The organism is Scytonema sp. HK-05, from assembly GCF_963872035.1.
Classification (GTDB): Bacteria; Cyanobacteriota; Cyanobacteriia; order Cyanobacteriales; family Nostocaceae; genus Kalymmatonema.
The window spans coordinates 12,387-28,946 of record NZ_CAWMYC010000133.1 but is presented as its reverse complement, the minus strand read 5'-3'; the positions used below and the strand labels follow the sequence as shown (position 1 = coordinate 28,946).

Genomic DNA, 16,560 nt, shown 5'->3' with positions numbered 1-16,560 from the left:
GCTTTAAAGCTGTTTTGATGAATGATTTTGTTTCGTTTTGTTACAGCATAGCCTGAAGATTCTGAGCCGCTTCACTGAGGTCTTCGGTAGCTTCTTTCACCTGGGAGATGCCAAGGGCTGTTTCTTTTGCCTCTAAGTTGATGGCATTCATGGCTGCGACAACCCTTTGCACCGCAACAGCTTGCTGTTTAGCTGTCATGGCAATCTCTTGGTTATTAAGGAACACCATATTAATAGCATCAGCGATATTGATGAACACATCACCTGTTTCTTCAGCTAACCTGATTCCTTGGGTCGCTTTTTTGGTGCCTTCATCAGTCACCATGATAGTGGAGTTAATTGCTGCTTGCACTTCGTTGACCAAAATATGAATTCGGTCAGCTGATTTCCTGCTTTGATCAGCCAGTTTACGAATTTCGCCAGCCACGACGGCAAACCCTTTGCCTTGCTCACCGGCACGCGCTGCTTCTACGCCTGCGTTGAGAGCCAGCATATTTGTTTGGGTCGCCAGATCTGCGACGATGTCAGAAACTGTGGTGATTTGTCCTGTTTGCTCAGAAAGACGAACAATTTGGTTGGCGATCGCAATCACCTGGTCTTTCAGTTCCGAAATACCGTCCATCGCCACACCCACTGTTTTCGTTCCTGACTCAGCCAGTTCTAAGGCTTTCTGCGCCCCAGAGGCAGAGATTTCGGCTTTTTGGGCGGATTGGAGCGAATAAGTTCCCACTTCCTCAATCGTAACTGTGGTTTCATTCACTGAGGAAGACTGCTGCAAGATGGTGCGTTCCTGTTCGTTGACTGTGCTAGTAATGTCTTTTGTCGAAGATGCAACCGCATTAGAGGCGTCTTGGATTGTCTTAGCAATACTCGACGAGAGGGCATAAGAAATGACTAGGGAGATAGAGGCAGCTAGCAATGTACCCAAACCGGCAATAATTTGTATCAAGACAGTTGCCTGTCTGACTTCGTTAATCGATGCTTGAATAATTTTGTCTTGCTCCTGTTCAAACTCTTTCTGCAACGCTTCAGCGTTTTGAATAAACGGTCTAGTTTTTTCTGTTTGAAATGTTTTGAGTGCCTGGTCTTTCTTACCTGTCTTTACCAAAGTAATAGTCTCTCGACCAGATTGCTCGATTTGCTGCCCAAGTTGACGGATTTTTGTCAATCGCTCTTTCTGCTGTGGGTTGACAACAACTTTTTCAGCAACGTCTAGGGATTTCTTATAGTCAGATACCCCTGTGTTAAAGGATTCTTCGAGATTTTCAGTCTCACTAAATATTAAGAAGCCGCGTGTTGCCCGTTCCATCCTTGATAGACCCAGCGTTGCTTTAGATGCTTCACTAGATGCGGTTTTGGCATCTTCCACTTCTTTGAAGGATTGATCGAATCTTCGAGAATTTCCAAAAGCCAGACCGCTTATCACTATCAATAAGAACAGCGGAAATGAATATCCCAATAAAATTCGACCTCTTAACTTTAATTTTGCCAACATATGTTCATATCCTTCTGGGTGATATCTATCTATAAATTGATTCCGAATTGAGTCAAGATTTTGAGTTATACTTAATACGAATTGTGCTTAGCACTATATTTGTTCATTCACTACCAGTCCTCCTTGGGTCAGGATTTTAGGTAAGTCTAGGACAATCAGCATGTTTTCCTGAAAGAAAGCTATTCCTTGAACGTACTGTGCATCGCCCGTGAGTTTTATTGTGGGCAAAGGTTTGATTTCAGCAGGGTTGAGATTAACCACCTCCAAAACTTTATCGACTGGCAATCCGGCAACAATATCATCAACTTGAACCACGACTGCTTTAGAACCAACTCTAATCGGGCTGATTGGCAAATTCAAAACATTCCGAATATCAACTAAGGTGATAATTTCTCCACGCAAATTCATATTGCCAACAATATGGTTTGGGCAGCAGGGAATTGGCGTCAAATTGTCAATATCCGTAAATTCCCGCACCAGTTCTAAGTCTAGCCCATAGTACTCGTTACCAATGCCAATGACTGCTAGGGGTATGAGGCTGGTTGTCACCTCTAAATCTTCTAATGATTGCCTCAGATCAAGAGCCCGCTGTCGGAAAATAGCTCTTTCTTCAAAAGTCGCATGGGGACAAAATAAGTCGTAGAAGTTTGGTGTTTGGAATTCTTCAATCTGTTGGTATTCGTTATAATTTTGTTGCTCGTCATCAGATGCTGTTATGCTCTCCAACTGGCTTTGTGCATCCCAAATCAAGGTAACTAAGATATCTGGTTGACGAACTAATTTCTTGGAATCAAGCAAAAAAATTGTTTCTGACTCTATATTGGCGATACCAGCAAGAAATGTCGTGTTGATATCACAAAGGAATCCATCAGAAGGCGCTGCTTCAATGACTTCATCATCTAGTTCTAACATTTCGTTGACCTGGTGAACTAGTATGCCAATTTGCAAGCCCTCCCACCCTAAAATGATGATGTAGTCGCTAACGTGGCAAACTTTCGGCGGATATCCTTGAAGCCAATCAAGATGTATCACTGGCACAATTTGCGTCCGCAAGTTGAGGATGCCGATAATATCGGTACTTGCTTCAAAAATGGGTATCAGTTCCGGAAGCGGGAAAATTTCTTGAACCAGTGCTGCTTCGATTCCATAGTGCAAATCATGTATACGAAATGTCAGGTATTTTTTGTTCTCCATTGCAGTTTTCTACTCTTGATGTTGACTGTTAACAATTAACTGTCAATGGTCAGACGAGACTTATTTGAATACAATTTGATATAATAAAAGGATAGGTAACAATACAAAATTAAACTGAAAAGCTTGCAAAACTTTGTTATCTAAAGTTATATTTGTAAGAGACAGTTTTTAAAGTTTCTGGTCTTTCGCCCACAAATTTTCCCACAATTTCAAGTAAATGGTGAGGTTCAAATGGCTTGGTTAAATAATGAGTTGTTCCAGCAATTTGACCTCGAAGTTTATCAGAGAATTTATCTCGTGCCGTGACCATAATAATGGGTAATTTTTTGAATTTCGCAATACTACGTACTGTACGGCAGAATTCTAAGCCGTCAATATCTGGCATGGTGACATCCAACAGCAACAGTGCAATAGGATTGGTATTCATCAAACTCAGCGCTTGCAAAGCGTTATCTGAAAAAAGAACTTGATAGCGTTCTCCCAAAGCCCGCTTGATTAAAATCTGCACCACAGGGCTGTCATCAACACTTAGAATAACTGGACGTTGCTCTTCAACATGAGAAACTGTTTGAACCAGAGGTGTATGCTGTCCAAAAGTTATCCAGCTCGATGCTACCCACTCCGTATAGCTTCGTGCTATATCTAGAGGGTCTTGGTCTAATTGTTCGGCGATGTCAATGAGCGATCGCCTACCATCCACCCACTTGTGTAAATCCTGCTGCGCAATGCTTGTTTTTACTGTTCGCCAACCTGGTAACAGCTGAGGAACCGCCTCCATACTGGGAATAACACGAGCAAGTGCAGTCCATTGGTGCTGGCGATGAGCAACATCTTGGATCAGTTTATTCCATTCCAAACCGTGAGCATCTTTTCCATAACTTAAATCAATCTCAACTGTGGGATCTAACTCTAACTTTCCTGGATAAGGCAATGTTTGTTCTAACACTTGCACAAATTGAGTATGGATACAGGTTTCAATCTCTTCCCACTTAAACACTCGTATCCGCACGATTTGCTCTAAAAGTTCTCGAAAAGATGACGGATTTTGTAATTTTTGCGCTGCATATCCAACAGCAACCTCAGCCCAGTCATGACTTAACTTAATCCCAATTCTTCTAGCAAGTTCTTGATTATTAACTATTTTTGACCCGCCGTAAACAATCTTGCCGTTGTTCAAAAAGACAACACGTAATCTTGGCTTTTGCTCAGAATTTACAATTGCATTGATGCAAACAGATCCACTCTTCCCTGTACTTTGTAGATCCTCTAGCAAATCACTGAGTTGTCCCGCTTGATACTGTAATGATTTCAACATCCTAAATTAAATAATTTACTATACATTTCGAGGTATATGTAGCGGATGAATCATATTTTGTCATTACCCGCACTTAAGATGTGGACAAGCTCATATGAATTTTGCTTTTCCGTCTTAAAAAAGAAAACCTGTCTATTCAAAATTCTGCCCTTGTCACCTACTTTGCTTAATTCAAAATATGCTTACGGCACCCTACGCGTGAACACCCATTCTAAATTCAAATTTTTTTTTAATTTTTAATTTTGAATTTTAAATGTTTGAGTAGCGAGTCTGAGATCAAGCCTCGAGTTGCAACAGTGAGTCGTCAGAGGCTCCAAACCCTCGTTACCAGGTTCAACCTGGTAACGAGATATTACAGCCAGAGGCTCTTGTTGGGTGCAAAATCTGAGGAGTGTCACCTACTTTGCCTCAAAGCGTAGGTTTACTAAATTCACCCCAATATATCTAGCTAAAACAAACACTGTCTTGCTATTCTATTCCCTATCCATAAATGACCTAACTTAACTGGATCTATCCTTGATCACACTCAAAGTGTGCGCTTAGTGAATGATGAAATTTACACTACAGATTTAGGGCAGTCAGTGTAAGCACCACAGCCCTCCAAGAAAGTAGGTATTCATGCTAATTAATCTTCACCTCTGGAAAATACAGTAGATACCCTATAACCTCATTGCGACCGATAGCAAAAACTAGACACACCCAATCACTCAACTACAAGTCCCTGACGGTTCTGTAAAGAGGTTTTTTTCGTTGCGATCGCTTTCTTACGTATATACGTATATACGTATTTTAGTAAAAAGCGACAACAGAGTACGGTTACGTACTCAGCTTTAGTTGCATAACCAAAGTTACCAAACAAGACACTAAAAATCAAGTAGAATCTATGAAGGCTTTAAGAAAAGTTGTTTAATTGGGATCAAAGCTTTGATTAAGGCTTTGAAATGAATCATGTACCAGGTTAGGTCTTATACTGCCTTTGTACCTGTGATTGCTGTATGCAAAAATTCCAAAAAATAAGATTTCTAGGCACATTATTGAATTGATTATTATTGATTTTTATTTCATTCTTTCTCTTAAATGTTTACATATAGCAATCCTCCGCAGATTTATGAAAATTGAGAGACACAGATCCCCTTTGTGATAGTTGTCGGCTGGGCGTGGAGAAACTCGAAACCCTTCAGCGTTCCTCAACCACTGCCAGGGTGGTTTAAAATTTGGTTTGTTACAGTGCAGGTGTTGGGAGTGATAGTACCTCTCGTGGTGATTGTGTGGGGTGTATGGTGGCGTGATACTCGCCTATGAACTGCGTTTGTTCCCTACTTGGTGATGCTGGGGTTGCAAATCCTATCTGAGATTTTAACACTGAGGCAATTTCAGACAGTTGTGTGGGTGATGGTTCCTTATTTATACTTACCTTATCGCTTTTGGCAGCTTTATGAAGCGTGGAAGTTCCTAAGTTTTGAAACCGATTTGGCATGGGTAAGAAATTTATTGCTGCTACAAATAGTGCTGTGGATTGGCAACCATGTCTTAAATGTAACGCAGTTACCAAGGCTACTGCGCTGGGAAGTTAAAGAAGATTCCGACATGAGTATTTAGTTGAGCTTTCAGAAACTAGAGAAAAGCTGATAGCGTCAAACAAAGGAGAGTATTTTTGTGGACGTTGTAGCTTGAAAACGCGCTCTAACTACTGGCAGCTTCTACCGTACATCCAACCCCAGTGGCAAACCCTTGTCAAGGGGTTCATTGGCATCTTGGGATATGTGCTAGCGACTTTGGCACTTTTGACTCTCGTGCGTCAATTCGCAACTGTTTTTGGGGGTGGTGATTTAAAAGCGATCGCCCTACAACTTGGCATCATAGCAGCAGTGTTTCTGGCACGAGGATTTTTTCAATCTGTGCAAGATATGTACATGGCAAAAGCAGCACTGCGAGTCGCTTTTCATCTCCGCAAACAGGTTTACTCGCACCTGCAAAAGCTCAATCTCAGCTTTTTTGAAACAGCAAAAGCAGGTGATTTATCTTACCGCCTGACTGAAGATGTTGATCGGGTTGGGGAAGTTGTACACAAACTCTTTCATGACTTTATCCCCTGCGTTTTGCAGTTGGTGGCAATTCCCATTTACATGATTTCTCTGAATTGGCAACTGACACTAGCTACAGTCATTGTTGCACCGTTGATGGGTATTTTAATTGGTTGGTTTGGCGAAAAGTTACGCCAGTTTTCCTTAAAAAGTCAAAATCGTGTTTCAGATTTGTCAGCAATACTAACGGAAGTTTTCAGCGGTATCCGCCTCATCCAAGCTTTTGCAGCAGAAAACTACGAAATTGCCCGGTTTAGCCGTGAAGCAGAACGCACTTTAAAAGCAAAATACTCAGTCGAACGGCTAAAAGCCATTCAGATTCCGATTATCGGATTTCTCGAAGTTTTGAGTGTTTTAACACTGCTGTTCGTTGGCGCGTGGCAAATTGCTAATGATAACTTGACAGTAGCGGACTTTCTCAGCTACCTAACTGCAGGAGGGTTGTTGATTGACCCTATCGCTCACGTAACGAACAACTACAATGAGTTTAAACAGGGTGAGGCGTCTGTTGACCGTGTTTTTGAATTGTTGGCTATTCAACCAACGGTGGTGGAAAAACCAGATGCTCTGTTGCTTCCGACCGTGACTGGTAAGGTAGAATATAGCTCTGTGTCCTTTGCCTACAAATCTGGTGAACCTGTCTTAAAAGATATCAGTTTGTTGGCACAACCAGGAGAAGCGATCGCCCTTGTGGGTGCTTCGGGTGCTGGGAAAACCACTTTTGTGAATCTTCTCCCCCGCTTCTATGATCCTAATACTGGTCAAATCTTAATCGACGGCGTTGATATTCGGGATGTCACGCTTGACAGCCTGCGGCGACAAATTGGCATTGTTCCCCAAGAAACGATTATGTTTTCTGGGACAATTGCCCAAAATATTGCTTTCGGGCAAGACTTGTTTGATATCGAAGATGTTGAGAAAGCTGCGAAAATTGCTAACGCCGATCAGTTTATCACCCAACTGCCAGATGGTTATCACACTTGGGTGGGAGAGAGAGGCGTGAATTTATCCGGTGGACAGCGACAAAGAATCGCGATCGCGCGTGCTGTTTTGCTGAACCCTAGAATTCTTATTTTAGATGAAGCGACATCGGCATTAGATTCAGAGTCGGAAGCTTTGGTACAGGAAGCGCTAGAAAGGCTGATGGAAGGGCGGACTGTGTTTATTATTGCTCATCGTTTGAGTACAGTGAGGAGGTGCGATCGCATTTTAGTTCTGGAACGCGGTCAAATTGTCGAATCGGGAACTCATGAAGAATTGTTAACGCTAGGGCGTCGTTATGCCAGATTTTACGCCCAGCAGTTTAGCCAGACTTGACGTACTCCTCGGCATAAAATGTACGCTTGTTTCTTAAAAGATGTTCCAATGTAGGCATTAGCCATACATTTCCACCTTGATTCCTGTTTTTTAGACTCTTAACTAGACTGAAAATCAGTCCCCGCCGGACCGTCTCCGCAGGCATTTTGATTTTACGTCCACTTTGGGCGTCCCACCGCAGACTACGGTACAGTCACTCATACTACGTTTCTACCCAAAGGAGTCCAGTTATGGATATCCTGTATGGATCGCCAAGGGCGTACCTTGAAGAATTCTACCAGAGAAACATGATTGTTAAAACCTGTCGTGTCACGTTTCATCCCCGGATTAAAAGGCAGGGGTTCTCACGCTCCCGTTATGCTTTGATAGACAACTCATGGGAGAGTTCATGGTCTTCATGAGGAGCAAAATCCCAGTTTAGGAGTTTTTCTAAAAGTTGACTCTGACGTTTGGCATTTTGCTCAATCTCTTTCAGCGCCACAATTGTAGCACTGCGGTCAAGTTGACCTTGACGCCATAGTTGAGTCAAGTGAGATGTGCGATTTAGGCACGACTTGAACTCGATAGCCAGAGAATATTGAAACTTTCTTAATTTTTGATAGTGAAAGTCTACATTGAGTGACACACTTGAAGCATGAGGGTCGATTTCGTAAGGAGCAAGACGCCAGTTTAGGAGTTGTTCCAACAGTAGAGTCTGAAGTTCGGTGTGTTGCTCAACGATTTCAAAAGCTTGAAGAGTGGCATTGTGGTCGAATCGACTTTGACGCCACAAATGAATCCAAGATAGCAGACAGTTAAGGGAAAATCTAAATTCAATAGATATAGAAGATAGAAATTTTATATACTTTTGGTTAACGTAATCTGCATCTATCTTAGTACTGACTTTACTTTTTCTCATATCATACTTCCTAGTGTAGTGTTGACCAGAATCGGCGGTAACTACCGGAAACTAACGGAATTAACTATACTGTACAAGTTTTCTCTACGAGAGTCTGTATACCCACAAGCAGATTTGTTCTACTATCTTGAGGAGTATCACTAAACTGAAACTTTAAAAAGAATTCGGGATCACCACACGGGTAAATCAGGGATACTCACCAAGATTTTTTGTTTTAAAAGAAAGAATTTGGAGGCTTTTCATCTTGATCCATCTAGCCAGAAAAATTTTCCAACAGATAATTTCTTCGTGTTTATCTGTATACATCTACGCTTTTAAATACCCTACAATCCACTTAAGTTTGTAAAACTTTAGAAAAACTAAAGATTTTAGGAAAAGTCGAGAGAGCATAAATGGCAGCCATTACAGTTCATCAAAAAGTCTTTGAAAAATTAAAACAAGCTTATATAGAAAAGTTAGGTAGTTCACCGAAACTTCTCATTACTGAGTTAAATCGTGTTTATCAAGATAAAGACAATTTGACAAAAGATGTCATTTCTGACAAAACTTTACGTAATTTTTTCAACAACCCTGAACCAACAAAAATGCAGGAGAAGAATCTTAACTTCTTATGCAGAGTGTTGCTAGGATACGAAAGTTATCAAGAAGCTTTGAGACAACAAGCAGCATTAGAACAAGGACAAGCAAATACTCATGTTCATGAAGATTGGCTTGACCGCTACCAGGAATATCTCAGAATAAAGTGCGGCACAATGAAAGTGCTTACTATGACTCAACCTGTACAATTAGATAGTGTTTATGCGAATGTCAATGTTTTAGAAGCTATTAAAAGCAAAAAGCAAACAACAATTGAAGAATTGTTAGGTAACATTTCTAGCGACAGTGTTAATAGTATAAGTGTTAGTCGCATCAACTATACAGTGAGCGATAGAAATATAGCAGCTTTAGATGCCGTTAAACATTATCATAAGCTTCTGATTTGGGGTAAACCAGGAGCAGGTAAAACGACTTTTCTTAAACACTTAGCTTTGCATACTACCCAAGAAATAGGACAGCAAATTATCCCGATTTTTATTTCCTTGAAAGCATTTGCAGATGAAGAAGATAAACATAGCCTTATTGATGCTATCAAACGAGAATTGCTCACTTACGCCTCTGTGTCAGCGTCACTTGTTCAGGAGTTACTAGAACAAGGTCGTTGCTTGATACTATTAGATGGTGTAGATGAAGTCAGAGACGCAGAAAGCAACCGAATATACAGAAGCATTAATACTTTGGTAGAACAATTTTCCAAAAACCGTTTTGTTATAACCTGCCGTTCCGGAGCTTCAGATTATACATTTGAATATTTTACAGAAGTGGAGATGGCAGATTTTAATGAACACCAAATTGCGATGTTTGTTAAGAAATGGTTTGCCTCTAATCAAGATCCCAAACTAGGAGACGAATTCTTAGCAGAAATAGAAAAAAACAGGTCTATCAAAGAGTTAACAACAAATCCTTTACTACTCACTATGTTGTGTTTAGTGTTTGAGGATTACTATAAATTGCCCAAAAATCAATACTCACTGATTGATGATGCTATAAATGTCCTACTACGCAAATGGGATGCTAGTAGGCGAATTGAACGCAATTGGGCGAACCAATTTAACTTACCACATCAACGAAGAGTTAATCTGCTTAGCCAGATAGCTTATGAAGCTTTTAACCAAGAACCACAAAAGTATTTTTGGCAAACGAGTGAACTAGAAGAGTTAATTAGGGATTATATTGAAAATCTTCCTGAAATTTCTCCTAAGACGCTGAGGATTGACAGTTTAGCAGTCTTGAAAACTATCGAAGCCAATCATGGATTACTCGTTAAGCAAGCTCAAGAACTTTATTCATTCTCCCACCTAACTTTTCAGGAATACTTCGTTGCTAATTACATCGTGGAGAGTCGAAATCCCGAAATTTTGAAACAAATTATCAAGCAGCACTTAACCAACCATCAGTGGCGAGAAGTGTTTCTCATGATTGCAGGACGACTCGCCAATGCTGATGAATTCCTCAAACTCATTTTTAGCCAAATCAACAAGCTAGTCAATAGTAGAATTTTCCAAGATATGTTGACTTGGTTGGATGATGTAACAGCCTTACACGCAGTCAAATCTAGTTCATGGAGAGCGTTTTATTTATTTGTTGATCAGGAGTTTGAACTTTATACTAATCGATTGACAAAAATTGATTCTAACTTGGGTTTAAAACTTGCAGTTATCTTGAAAGAGTTTAATGACGAACGAGAAAAAATTATCAAACGTTCACAAGTGTCCAATTTTGCATTAAATTTAGTTGATATTTCTGCTAAAGTTTCTGCTAAAGCTTACGAACAAGAATTTGAACCTCATAATATCAACCCTTTGTTAAGAAAAGAACTTCCTGTTAGTGTTAATTCTCCTCAACTCCGAGGTGGACTCACTATTGATAAGGAAAAGGGTATCATTAGTATTCATAAACAGGAACATCAAATCACTCTTGATAAAGAACATTTTCCTTTTCAAAATTCTAGCAATAGTGATGAACCAGAAGATATAACTGAGGGTGAAGAAGATATAGTTGCTCGTGCTAGACAACTGAAATATGACGATTTAGCAGATGAATTGATATACTTGCAAGATTGCTTTCCCTCTGATGACGCTTTGACATGGGAATGGCAAGAGTGGTCAAAAAAATTGAAAGGATTGATGAGGTTGTATTTACATATTGGTTTTGATGATGTGAAATTTTCCCAAAAGCAAATCAACACTTTGAAAGATTATTTTTATGCCAATATTCTATTAATAGAATGTATTCGAGGAGATTGTTACTCTTCAAAAGAATTACGCAACCAAATTGTTGACCATTTATTGTTGCCAAAGAAATGTATTCCTAAAACCCTCACCCTTGAAATATAGAAGTTATGTTCACAGGGCGTAAGGTGTATTCATCTTTTTCCACTACACCCTTATTATTCCGCTTATTACCCCTTATTACCGCTTATTACCTTTAATGCTATATTAATTAAGTACGCTATAGCATTAAAAAAGAATGGCTGTATGTTATCAACCCAGGGCTAAAGCCACTGGGCTTGTCCTAAACAAGCTGGACAACGTAAGTGATGACTAGCCCATGAGACGCAATTTGGTACACACTCCCGAATGCTTCTCCAGTTCGGGTTATCTGTAAGGCTTCTTGTTAAGTCGTGGTTAAAGACCAGTTATCTTAGTTGCGTTGGGCGAGGAGACCCTTCGGGTATGCCTTCGGCACACCTTCGGTGAACGGCAATATCCTGCGACGGGAAACCCGTCTTCAGATTTGCCTCACTTAAACAGGTTTGCTGGTTCCTGGGATTATATCCAATCAAAAACCAGTCCCTTTCACGGGCATTAAAATACCCGTTCATGTTTCCTCCCACGCCTAGAAGGCATGCGTTTCCACATGTACCGTGAGGTTTTATGAGCAAGCAGGTTAAGAAAGTATGTAAGCACGAACCGGGTAAAGACTGGACAGACGGCTGTTGTAGCTCGAATCATGTAGATGACACGAGTTCTAGAAAGCCTGATGAACAAGTCACAAAATTTGCTTTCGAGCAGTCTTTTTCAGCCGTTTCATTAAAACCGGAAAAATCTGCCAGCCTCATTACTAATTAGTTGGTTTAGCGCCAACGATCTGGGCGGAAAAATCGCCCAAACCTGAGATTTTGGAGGCATGCAGGAGTATTTATACATGGGCGATTTTTCCGGAGGCTGGCAGATTTTTCAATCGTTGTGACCCAACCCAACCAGGGACATAAGCGAAAGCTACTTGCTGCAATTATTGTGCTATAATCCAGTCGGCAAATTCAAAGTATGCACTACCCAGTCCCTACCTTTTATTTCCTGGGAAGTTCATAGGGTTTCCAAATAGCTCAACAAATCCGCCATTTCTTGCGGGCTAGGTTGAAATTTCGGCATGGGTGGAGTTTCCCCACTAATGACTTGGTGAATCAGACCATACGGGGATTTACGCTTTGAGACTCCTTGTAAACTGGGACCTACACGCCCATCTGCTTCCCAGCCATGACAACCAGCACAGTTGATTTGAAAGATGGCGTGTCCTAGTACTTGATCGCCTTTGAGGGATAGAACGCTTTTGACGTATGGATCGGAAGCTCTGGTTATATCAACAGCAAAAATGCTCAAAACGACTGCTAGCAGAATTGCCAGCGCCGTCAGAGTGATTCGCCAAATCAGAGTTTCAGGTTTGGTAATCTGGTTATCCAAAAGTTTGCTGTTTAAGTCGAAGTGTACAAAAAGTTTTCATTTCATACACATAGCTTAAAAGTTCTTGATTGTGACTGCAAGCACAGACAAATGTTTTTTTGCTAACTAAGCAGGGGGTAGGGGTGAGGGGGATGCTGTCGGATGAGGGGGATGAGGGGGATGAGGGAGATGAGGGGCATGAGGGGGATGCTGTCGGATGAGGGGGATGTGAGCTTTTGGAAGAAGGGATTCATGCGAGATTTGGTAGAATCAAGGGCGGGAACAAAATATTGAACGATAGCAACAAAGGAGATTTAAAGTGGTTGAACCCTTGCTTGACGGCATTGTGCTGGGTCTAATCTTCGTAACCTTGAGTGGATTGTTTTACAAGGCTTACCAACAATACAAGCGCGGCAATCAGCTAGGTTTGTAAAGAAAGCATAAGGAGATGAGAGAAATGAGAGAGATGAGGGAGATAAGGAAGAGTACTAATTGTTCTTTGACTTCCTCATCCTCCTCATCCTCCTCATCCTTCTCTACTTTTGAAGCCCTTCCCTCACTCCATAACCCTGTAAAAGGTTAAAGCTGTGTTTCCGTAAACTTTTTCGCGGTAGATTTCCCAAGATGGAATGACTGGAGGTGTCCAATCTTGAGGATTATGTTCGACTGCTATTTCACCATTGGCGTCTAAAAGCCCAGAGTGAGCGATCGCCTCTAGCACTGGCTGGTATAATCCACTCGCATAAGGTGGATCGAAGTAAATTCTGTCAAACTGTCCTGACAATTTTGGCAAAAGCTGTACGACATCTCCCCGCAGTACCTTCCATTCTTGTTCGGCACTCGCTAAGCTCTGCCAGTTTTGTTGGATAATTGCACAAGCACGGTTAGATTTTTCAATCCCTACGACTAGGCTGGCTCCTCTACATAAAGCTTCTGCACCCATTGAACCAGTACCGGCGCACACATCCAGCCAGCGACAACCTTCTATTGTCCCCTGCCAAATATTAAAAACTGCCTCCCGTACCCGCGCACTTGTCGGTCGGGTTTCTCTCCCTGGTAAAGTTTTTAATTGTCGATTACCGTAAATTCTTAAACTCATTAGTCATTAGTCATTAGTCATGAGATGCAAACATCTTTTTATAGGGTAAGCATCACCCACCAGTTACTTGTAAAGGTAGGCAATGCCATCCTATATGAAATTTACAATTTTTAACAATCAATTCTCAAAAAACCCTTTGACTATGAACTAAAGACTAGAGACTATTGACTCATCCACAATTGTATTTAGGCAGCAACTTGTGTCCAAACTTGGGATACAAAATTAGACAGAATTTGCAATCCAATATTAGAGGACTTTTCTGGGTGGAACTGAACTGCCATAAGGTTATCGCGGGCGATCGCAGCTGTTACAGTTTGACTACCGTGGGTAACATTTGCAGCACAGACTTGCGGATCTTGTGGATCAACATAATAGGAATGAACAAAATAAACCCAAGGTTGAGATGGGAGATACTCCCACAAATTACTTTTTGGGTGAGTCAGTTCGAGTTGATTCCAACCCATATGAGGAATGGCGATTCCTGGTTCTCGGTGAAATCGCCTGACTGTTCCTTTAATAATTCCCAGTCCGGGTTCAACTCCTTCTGCACTTGACTCAAAAAGAATTTGCAGCCCTAAACAAATGCCTAAAAAGGGTTTGCCAGATGCAATTGCATCTTTGATTGGTTTTTCCAAACCACGTCCTCTCAAGTGTTGCACTGCTGGATCGAATGCACCCACTCCCGGCAAAACTATAGCATCTGCCTTTTCTAATTCCTTTTGAGAGTCAGTAATCTTAGGAGTTGCCCCGGCTTTTTCCAAACCTTTGCAAACCGAGTGCAAATTTCCCATGTCGTAGTCTACGACTGCAATCACTGTCATTTACCTGCTCCCTGTTAATTTATGATGGAGGGTATTTCTATATTATCTATATTAAATAATATTCGATATGAAGAAAAGAATTCTATTAACTTCTTTTGACACTTGGTTATCTGAGCAAAAATCAAATTCTTCTGATGATTTGTTGGCAGAAGTTGCTCGGCTTAACTCGTTACCTTATGATTTAACCTTGTTGCGACTATTGCCTGTAGATGTGCAGCGAGCCAGTTTTCGAGTCATAGAAAAAATCCATGAACTCCAACCAGACTGCATTATCTGCTGTGGCATGGCACGAAAGCGGACACTATTAAGTGTGGAAGTCGGCGCTAGTTGTGGAGAAAATGTGTTGCAGACAACAGTTGATTTAGAGCAATTAGTGGCGGGAGCAAGGGCAGTTGAGATCAGTCACGACTGCGGAAAATTTGTTTGCGAAGGTCTTTACTATTGCGTTTTAGATGAACTACGCCAACACCAATTAACAACCCCTTGCATCTTTGTCCACGTTCCTATTTTGACTGAAGAAAATTTGCCCTTAGTCCTTGACGATTTTTTATTGATTATGCACAGGCTGGCACTTTGGTAAAGCTGTTTGCGTCTGTAGCGAGAAAAATATATGTAAGTATATGTTGCCATTCTTACTAATTTTTCCTATCGCTCAAATAACTCCTCCCCCTGCAGCACCGCCACCGCAAGAAATTGTGCAACAGCAACAAGTGCGTCCTTTACCAGGCAATCTGGATAGTGTGCCTGTATTTAACAGCAACAGTCCAGAAAAGGTTCTTAAAGAAGGAATTTTGCTTTCCACCTTTCCATCCGAAGGCAAAAAAGTCTCAACAGCACACCTGAATTTTCCTTTTAAAGGACGATTTGATGTTTTTGCCCATCATGTTGCCCAAGCACCCACACCAGAAGACTTGCGATCGCTCTATCTGGGTATAATTCTGCATAACCCAGGAAAACAACCTGTGACAGTGAATATCTTGCAGGCGGCGAGTTATTTAAGCCAACCAGATGCACCGTTTGCGGAGTTGCCATCTAAGAGTGAGAATATTTTGGGGACAATTTTCGCCGGACCAGGCGATCGCGTGATGTATGATGTTCTGCGGGGACAACGACAAGACACATTTCCTCCCCAAATCATCATTCCACCAGGCGAAAGCCGGATGTTGATGAATGCGCCCATTCCTGTCAACGGACTCACACCACCGTTAAATGGTCGGTCTACACTCATGCGACTGTGGAGTAATGACACAGTTTATGCAGCGAGTCTGGCAATGTTTGCACCAAAGAATCCTGATGGCAGCGAGCGTGAGCCTACTTTAGAAGAATGGCAAAATTTACTAAATAATGGTGATTTATCCGGACCACGCGATAAAGTCCCCACCCCTCTTGAGGAGACTAACAAACCAATAATATATGGTCGTGTTGCCGGAGTCGCCCAGGGGACTGAATGGAAAGCATTATTAATAGATGATCCAAAAACTCAGCATCTGACCATTCCCAGTTCTGGACAAGCCTTTTCTTACGCTCTTAGTGCTTTAAATCGCGGTACCTTAGGAACGAGTCAAATACAAAGTGCGCCGATGCTGGTACGTTATCCTGACACCGCATATCGCGCTCATGGAAATTACACTGTGCAATACAGCCTAACATTGCCACTGTATAACAATACTCAGAACCCGCAAACCGTTATGGTGTCCATGCAGACACCAATAAAAGAAGACCAGTTAACCAAAGCAGGATTGCGCTTTTTGAATCCACCAGCGCCGCAAGTCTTGTTCCGGGGTTCGGTAAGAGTACGTTATAAAGATGACCAAGGTCTACCCCAAACACAGTATTTACATTTGGTGCAGAAACGTGGACAACAAGGGGAACCATTAGTGCTGTTAAATATGAAAGCAGGAGAACGAAGATTAGTAGAAGTAGACTTCCTCTATCCGCCAGACGCCACCCCACCCCAAGTGCTGACAGTTCAGACGATGAATAATGTCGGTTCAACTAGTTTAGTGAAATAGTGAAGTTGTCATTACAGCGGTTTTCAGCTAAGGTGGGCATTGCTCACCAATATTTCAAACCTCTAT

15 protein-coding genes are annotated in these 16,560 nt (G+C 41.5%); 8 read left to right on the top strand and 7 right to left on the bottom strand.

Going from position 1 to position 16,560, the window contains the following annotated elements:
• Positions 1–40: 40 nt before the first annotated feature.
• The 3 genes from AACT52_RS29740 to AACT52_RS29730 all read right to left on the bottom strand — a co-directional run bounded on the left by AACT52_RS29740 (position 41) and on the right by AACT52_RS29730 (position 4,004).
• Positions 41–1,495: a methyl-accepting chemotaxis protein gene (locus tag AACT52_RS29740; RefSeq protein WP_073634410.1), complete on the bottom strand. Its 1,455-nt coding sequence runs from the start codon at positions 1,493–1,495 to the stop codon at positions 41–43.
• Between the two features lie 93 nt (positions 1,496–1,588).
• Positions 1,589–2,689 (bottom strand): chemotaxis protein CheW, encoded by a 1,101-nt coding sequence (locus tag AACT52_RS29735; protein WP_073634409.1) that lies wholly within the window; start codon positions 2,687–2,689, stop codon positions 1,589–1,591.
• A gap of 136 nt (positions 2,690–2,825) precedes the next feature.
• Positions 2,826–4,004, bottom strand: coding sequence for a response regulator (locus AACT52_RS29730; protein WP_073634408.1), 1,179 nt, complete (start codon positions 4,002–4,004; stop codon positions 2,826–2,828).
• A 1,137-nt stretch (positions 4,005–5,141) separates the two neighbouring features.
• Here AACT52_RS29730 and AACT52_RS29725 point away from each other — a divergent pair.
• The 3 genes from AACT52_RS29725 to AACT52_RS29715 all read left to right on the top strand — a co-directional run bounded on the left by AACT52_RS29725 (position 5,142) and on the right by AACT52_RS29715 (position 7,405).
• Complete coding sequence (locus AACT52_RS29725; protein ID WP_233154112.1) at positions 5,142–5,306, top strand: hypothetical protein; 165 nt, start codon at positions 5,142–5,144, stop codon at positions 5,304–5,306.
• A 33-nt stretch (positions 5,307–5,339) separates the two neighbouring features.
• On the top strand, positions 5,340–5,603 hold the full coding sequence (locus tag AACT52_RS29720) for a hypothetical protein (protein WP_445263933.1): 264 nt from the start codon (positions 5,340–5,342) through the stop codon (positions 5,601–5,603).
• Between the two features lie 71 nt (positions 5,604–5,674).
• Positions 5,675–7,405, top strand: coding sequence for an ABC transporter ATP-binding protein (locus AACT52_RS29715; RefSeq protein ID WP_073634407.1), 1,731 nt, complete (start codon positions 5,675–5,677; stop codon positions 7,403–7,405).
• Between the two features lie 355 nt (positions 7,406–7,760).
• On the opposite strand, the gene AACT52_RS29710 is transcribed toward AACT52_RS29715, so the two are convergent.
• Positions 7,761–8,303, bottom strand: coding sequence for a hypothetical protein (locus AACT52_RS29710; protein WP_073634406.1), 543 nt, complete (start codon positions 8,301–8,303; stop codon positions 7,761–7,763).
• Positions 8,304–8,695: 392 nt separating this feature from the next.
• Here AACT52_RS29710 and AACT52_RS29705 point away from each other — a divergent pair, with 392 nt between their 5' ends.
• Together AACT52_RS29705 and AACT52_RS29700 are read left to right on the top strand one after the other, a co-directional pair.
• Positions 8,696–11,236: an NACHT domain-containing protein gene (locus AACT52_RS29705; RefSeq protein WP_073634405.1), complete on the top strand. Its 2,541-nt coding sequence runs from the start codon at positions 8,696–8,698 to the stop codon at positions 11,234–11,236.
• Between the two features lie 540 nt (positions 11,237–11,776).
• Positions 11,777–11,971, top strand: coding sequence for a hypothetical protein (locus tag AACT52_RS29700; RefSeq protein WP_143172912.1), 195 nt, complete (start codon positions 11,777–11,779; stop codon positions 11,969–11,971).
• A gap of 237 nt (positions 11,972–12,208) precedes the next feature.
• On the opposite strand, the gene AACT52_RS29695 is transcribed toward AACT52_RS29700, so the two are convergent.
• Positions 12,209–12,583, bottom strand: coding sequence for a c-type cytochrome (locus tag AACT52_RS29695; protein WP_073634404.1), 375 nt, complete (start codon positions 12,581–12,583; stop codon positions 12,209–12,211).
• A gap of 298 nt (positions 12,584–12,881) precedes the next feature.
• On the opposite strand from AACT52_RS29695, the gene petG reads away from it, so the two are divergent.
• A complete protein-coding gene (gene petG / locus AACT52_RS29690; RefSeq protein WP_017316458.1) occupies positions 12,882–12,995 on the top strand; it encodes a cytochrome b6-f complex subunit V in 114 nt (37 codons plus the stop codon).
• Positions 12,996–13,118: 123 nt separating this feature from the next.
• On the opposite strand, the gene rsmD is transcribed toward petG, so the two are convergent.
• Both rsmD and hisH read right to left on the bottom strand, forming a co-directional pair.
• On the bottom strand, positions 13,119–13,661 hold the full coding sequence (gene rsmD / locus AACT52_RS29685) for a 16S rRNA (guanine(966)-N(2))-methyltransferase RsmD (protein ID WP_073634403.1): 543 nt from the start codon (positions 13,659–13,661) through the stop codon (positions 13,119–13,121).
• A gap of 185 nt (positions 13,662–13,846) precedes the next feature.
• Entirely contained in the window at positions 13,847–14,482 is a 636-nt protein-coding gene (gene hisH, locus AACT52_RS29680; protein WP_073634402.1) for an imidazole glycerol phosphate synthase subunit HisH, read from the bottom strand.
• A gap of 67 nt (positions 14,483–14,549) precedes the next feature.
• Here hisH and AACT52_RS29675 point away from each other — a divergent pair, with 67 nt between their 5' ends.
• Entirely contained in the window at positions 14,550–15,062 is a 513-nt protein-coding gene (locus AACT52_RS29675) for a peptidase C15 (RefSeq protein WP_073634401.1), read from the top strand.
• Between the two features lie 40 nt (positions 15,063–15,102).
• On the top strand, positions 15,103–16,494 hold the full coding sequence (locus AACT52_RS29670) for a DUF3370 domain-containing protein (protein ID WP_073634400.1): 1,392 nt from the start codon (positions 15,103–15,105) through the stop codon (positions 16,492–16,494).
• The last annotated feature ends 66 nt before the right edge of the window (positions 16,495–16,560 follow it).

Coding starts and splice junctions, on each gene's coding strand:
- AACT52_RS29730 (WP_073634408.1), bottom strand. CDS start 4,004: ATGTTGAAATCATTACAGTATCAAGCGGGACAACTCAGTGATTTGCTA.
- AACT52_RS29735 (WP_073634409.1), bottom strand. CDS start 2,689: ATGGAGAACAAAAAATACCTGACATTTCGTATACATGATTTGCACTAT.
- AACT52_RS29710 (WP_073634406.1), bottom strand. CDS start 8,303: ATGAGAAAAAGTAAAGTCAGTACTAAGATAGATGCAGATTACGTTAAC.
- AACT52_RS29670 (WP_073634400.1), top strand. CDS start 15,103: ATGTTGCCATTCTTACTAATTTTTCCTATCGCTCAAATAACTCCTCCC.
- AACT52_RS29740 (WP_073634410.1), bottom strand. CDS start 1,495: ATGTTGGCAAAATTAAAGTTAAGAGGTCGAATTTTATTGGGATATTCA.
- AACT52_RS29705 (WP_073634405.1), top strand. CDS start 8,696: ATGGCAGCCATTACAGTTCATCAAAAAGTCTTTGAAAAATTAAAACAA.
- AACT52_RS29675 (WP_073634401.1), top strand. CDS start 14,550: ATGAAGAAAAGAATTCTATTAACTTCTTTTGACACTTGGTTATCTGAG.
- AACT52_RS29700 (WP_143172912.1), top strand. CDS start 11,777: ATGAGCAAGCAGGTTAAGAAAGTATGTAAGCACGAACCGGGTAAAGAC.
- rsmD (WP_073634403.1), bottom strand. CDS start 13,661: ATGAGTTTAAGAATTTACGGTAATCGACAATTAAAAACTTTACCAGGG.
- hisH (WP_073634402.1), bottom strand. CDS start 14,482: ATGACAGTGATTGCAGTCGTAGACTACGACATGGGAAATTTGCACTCG.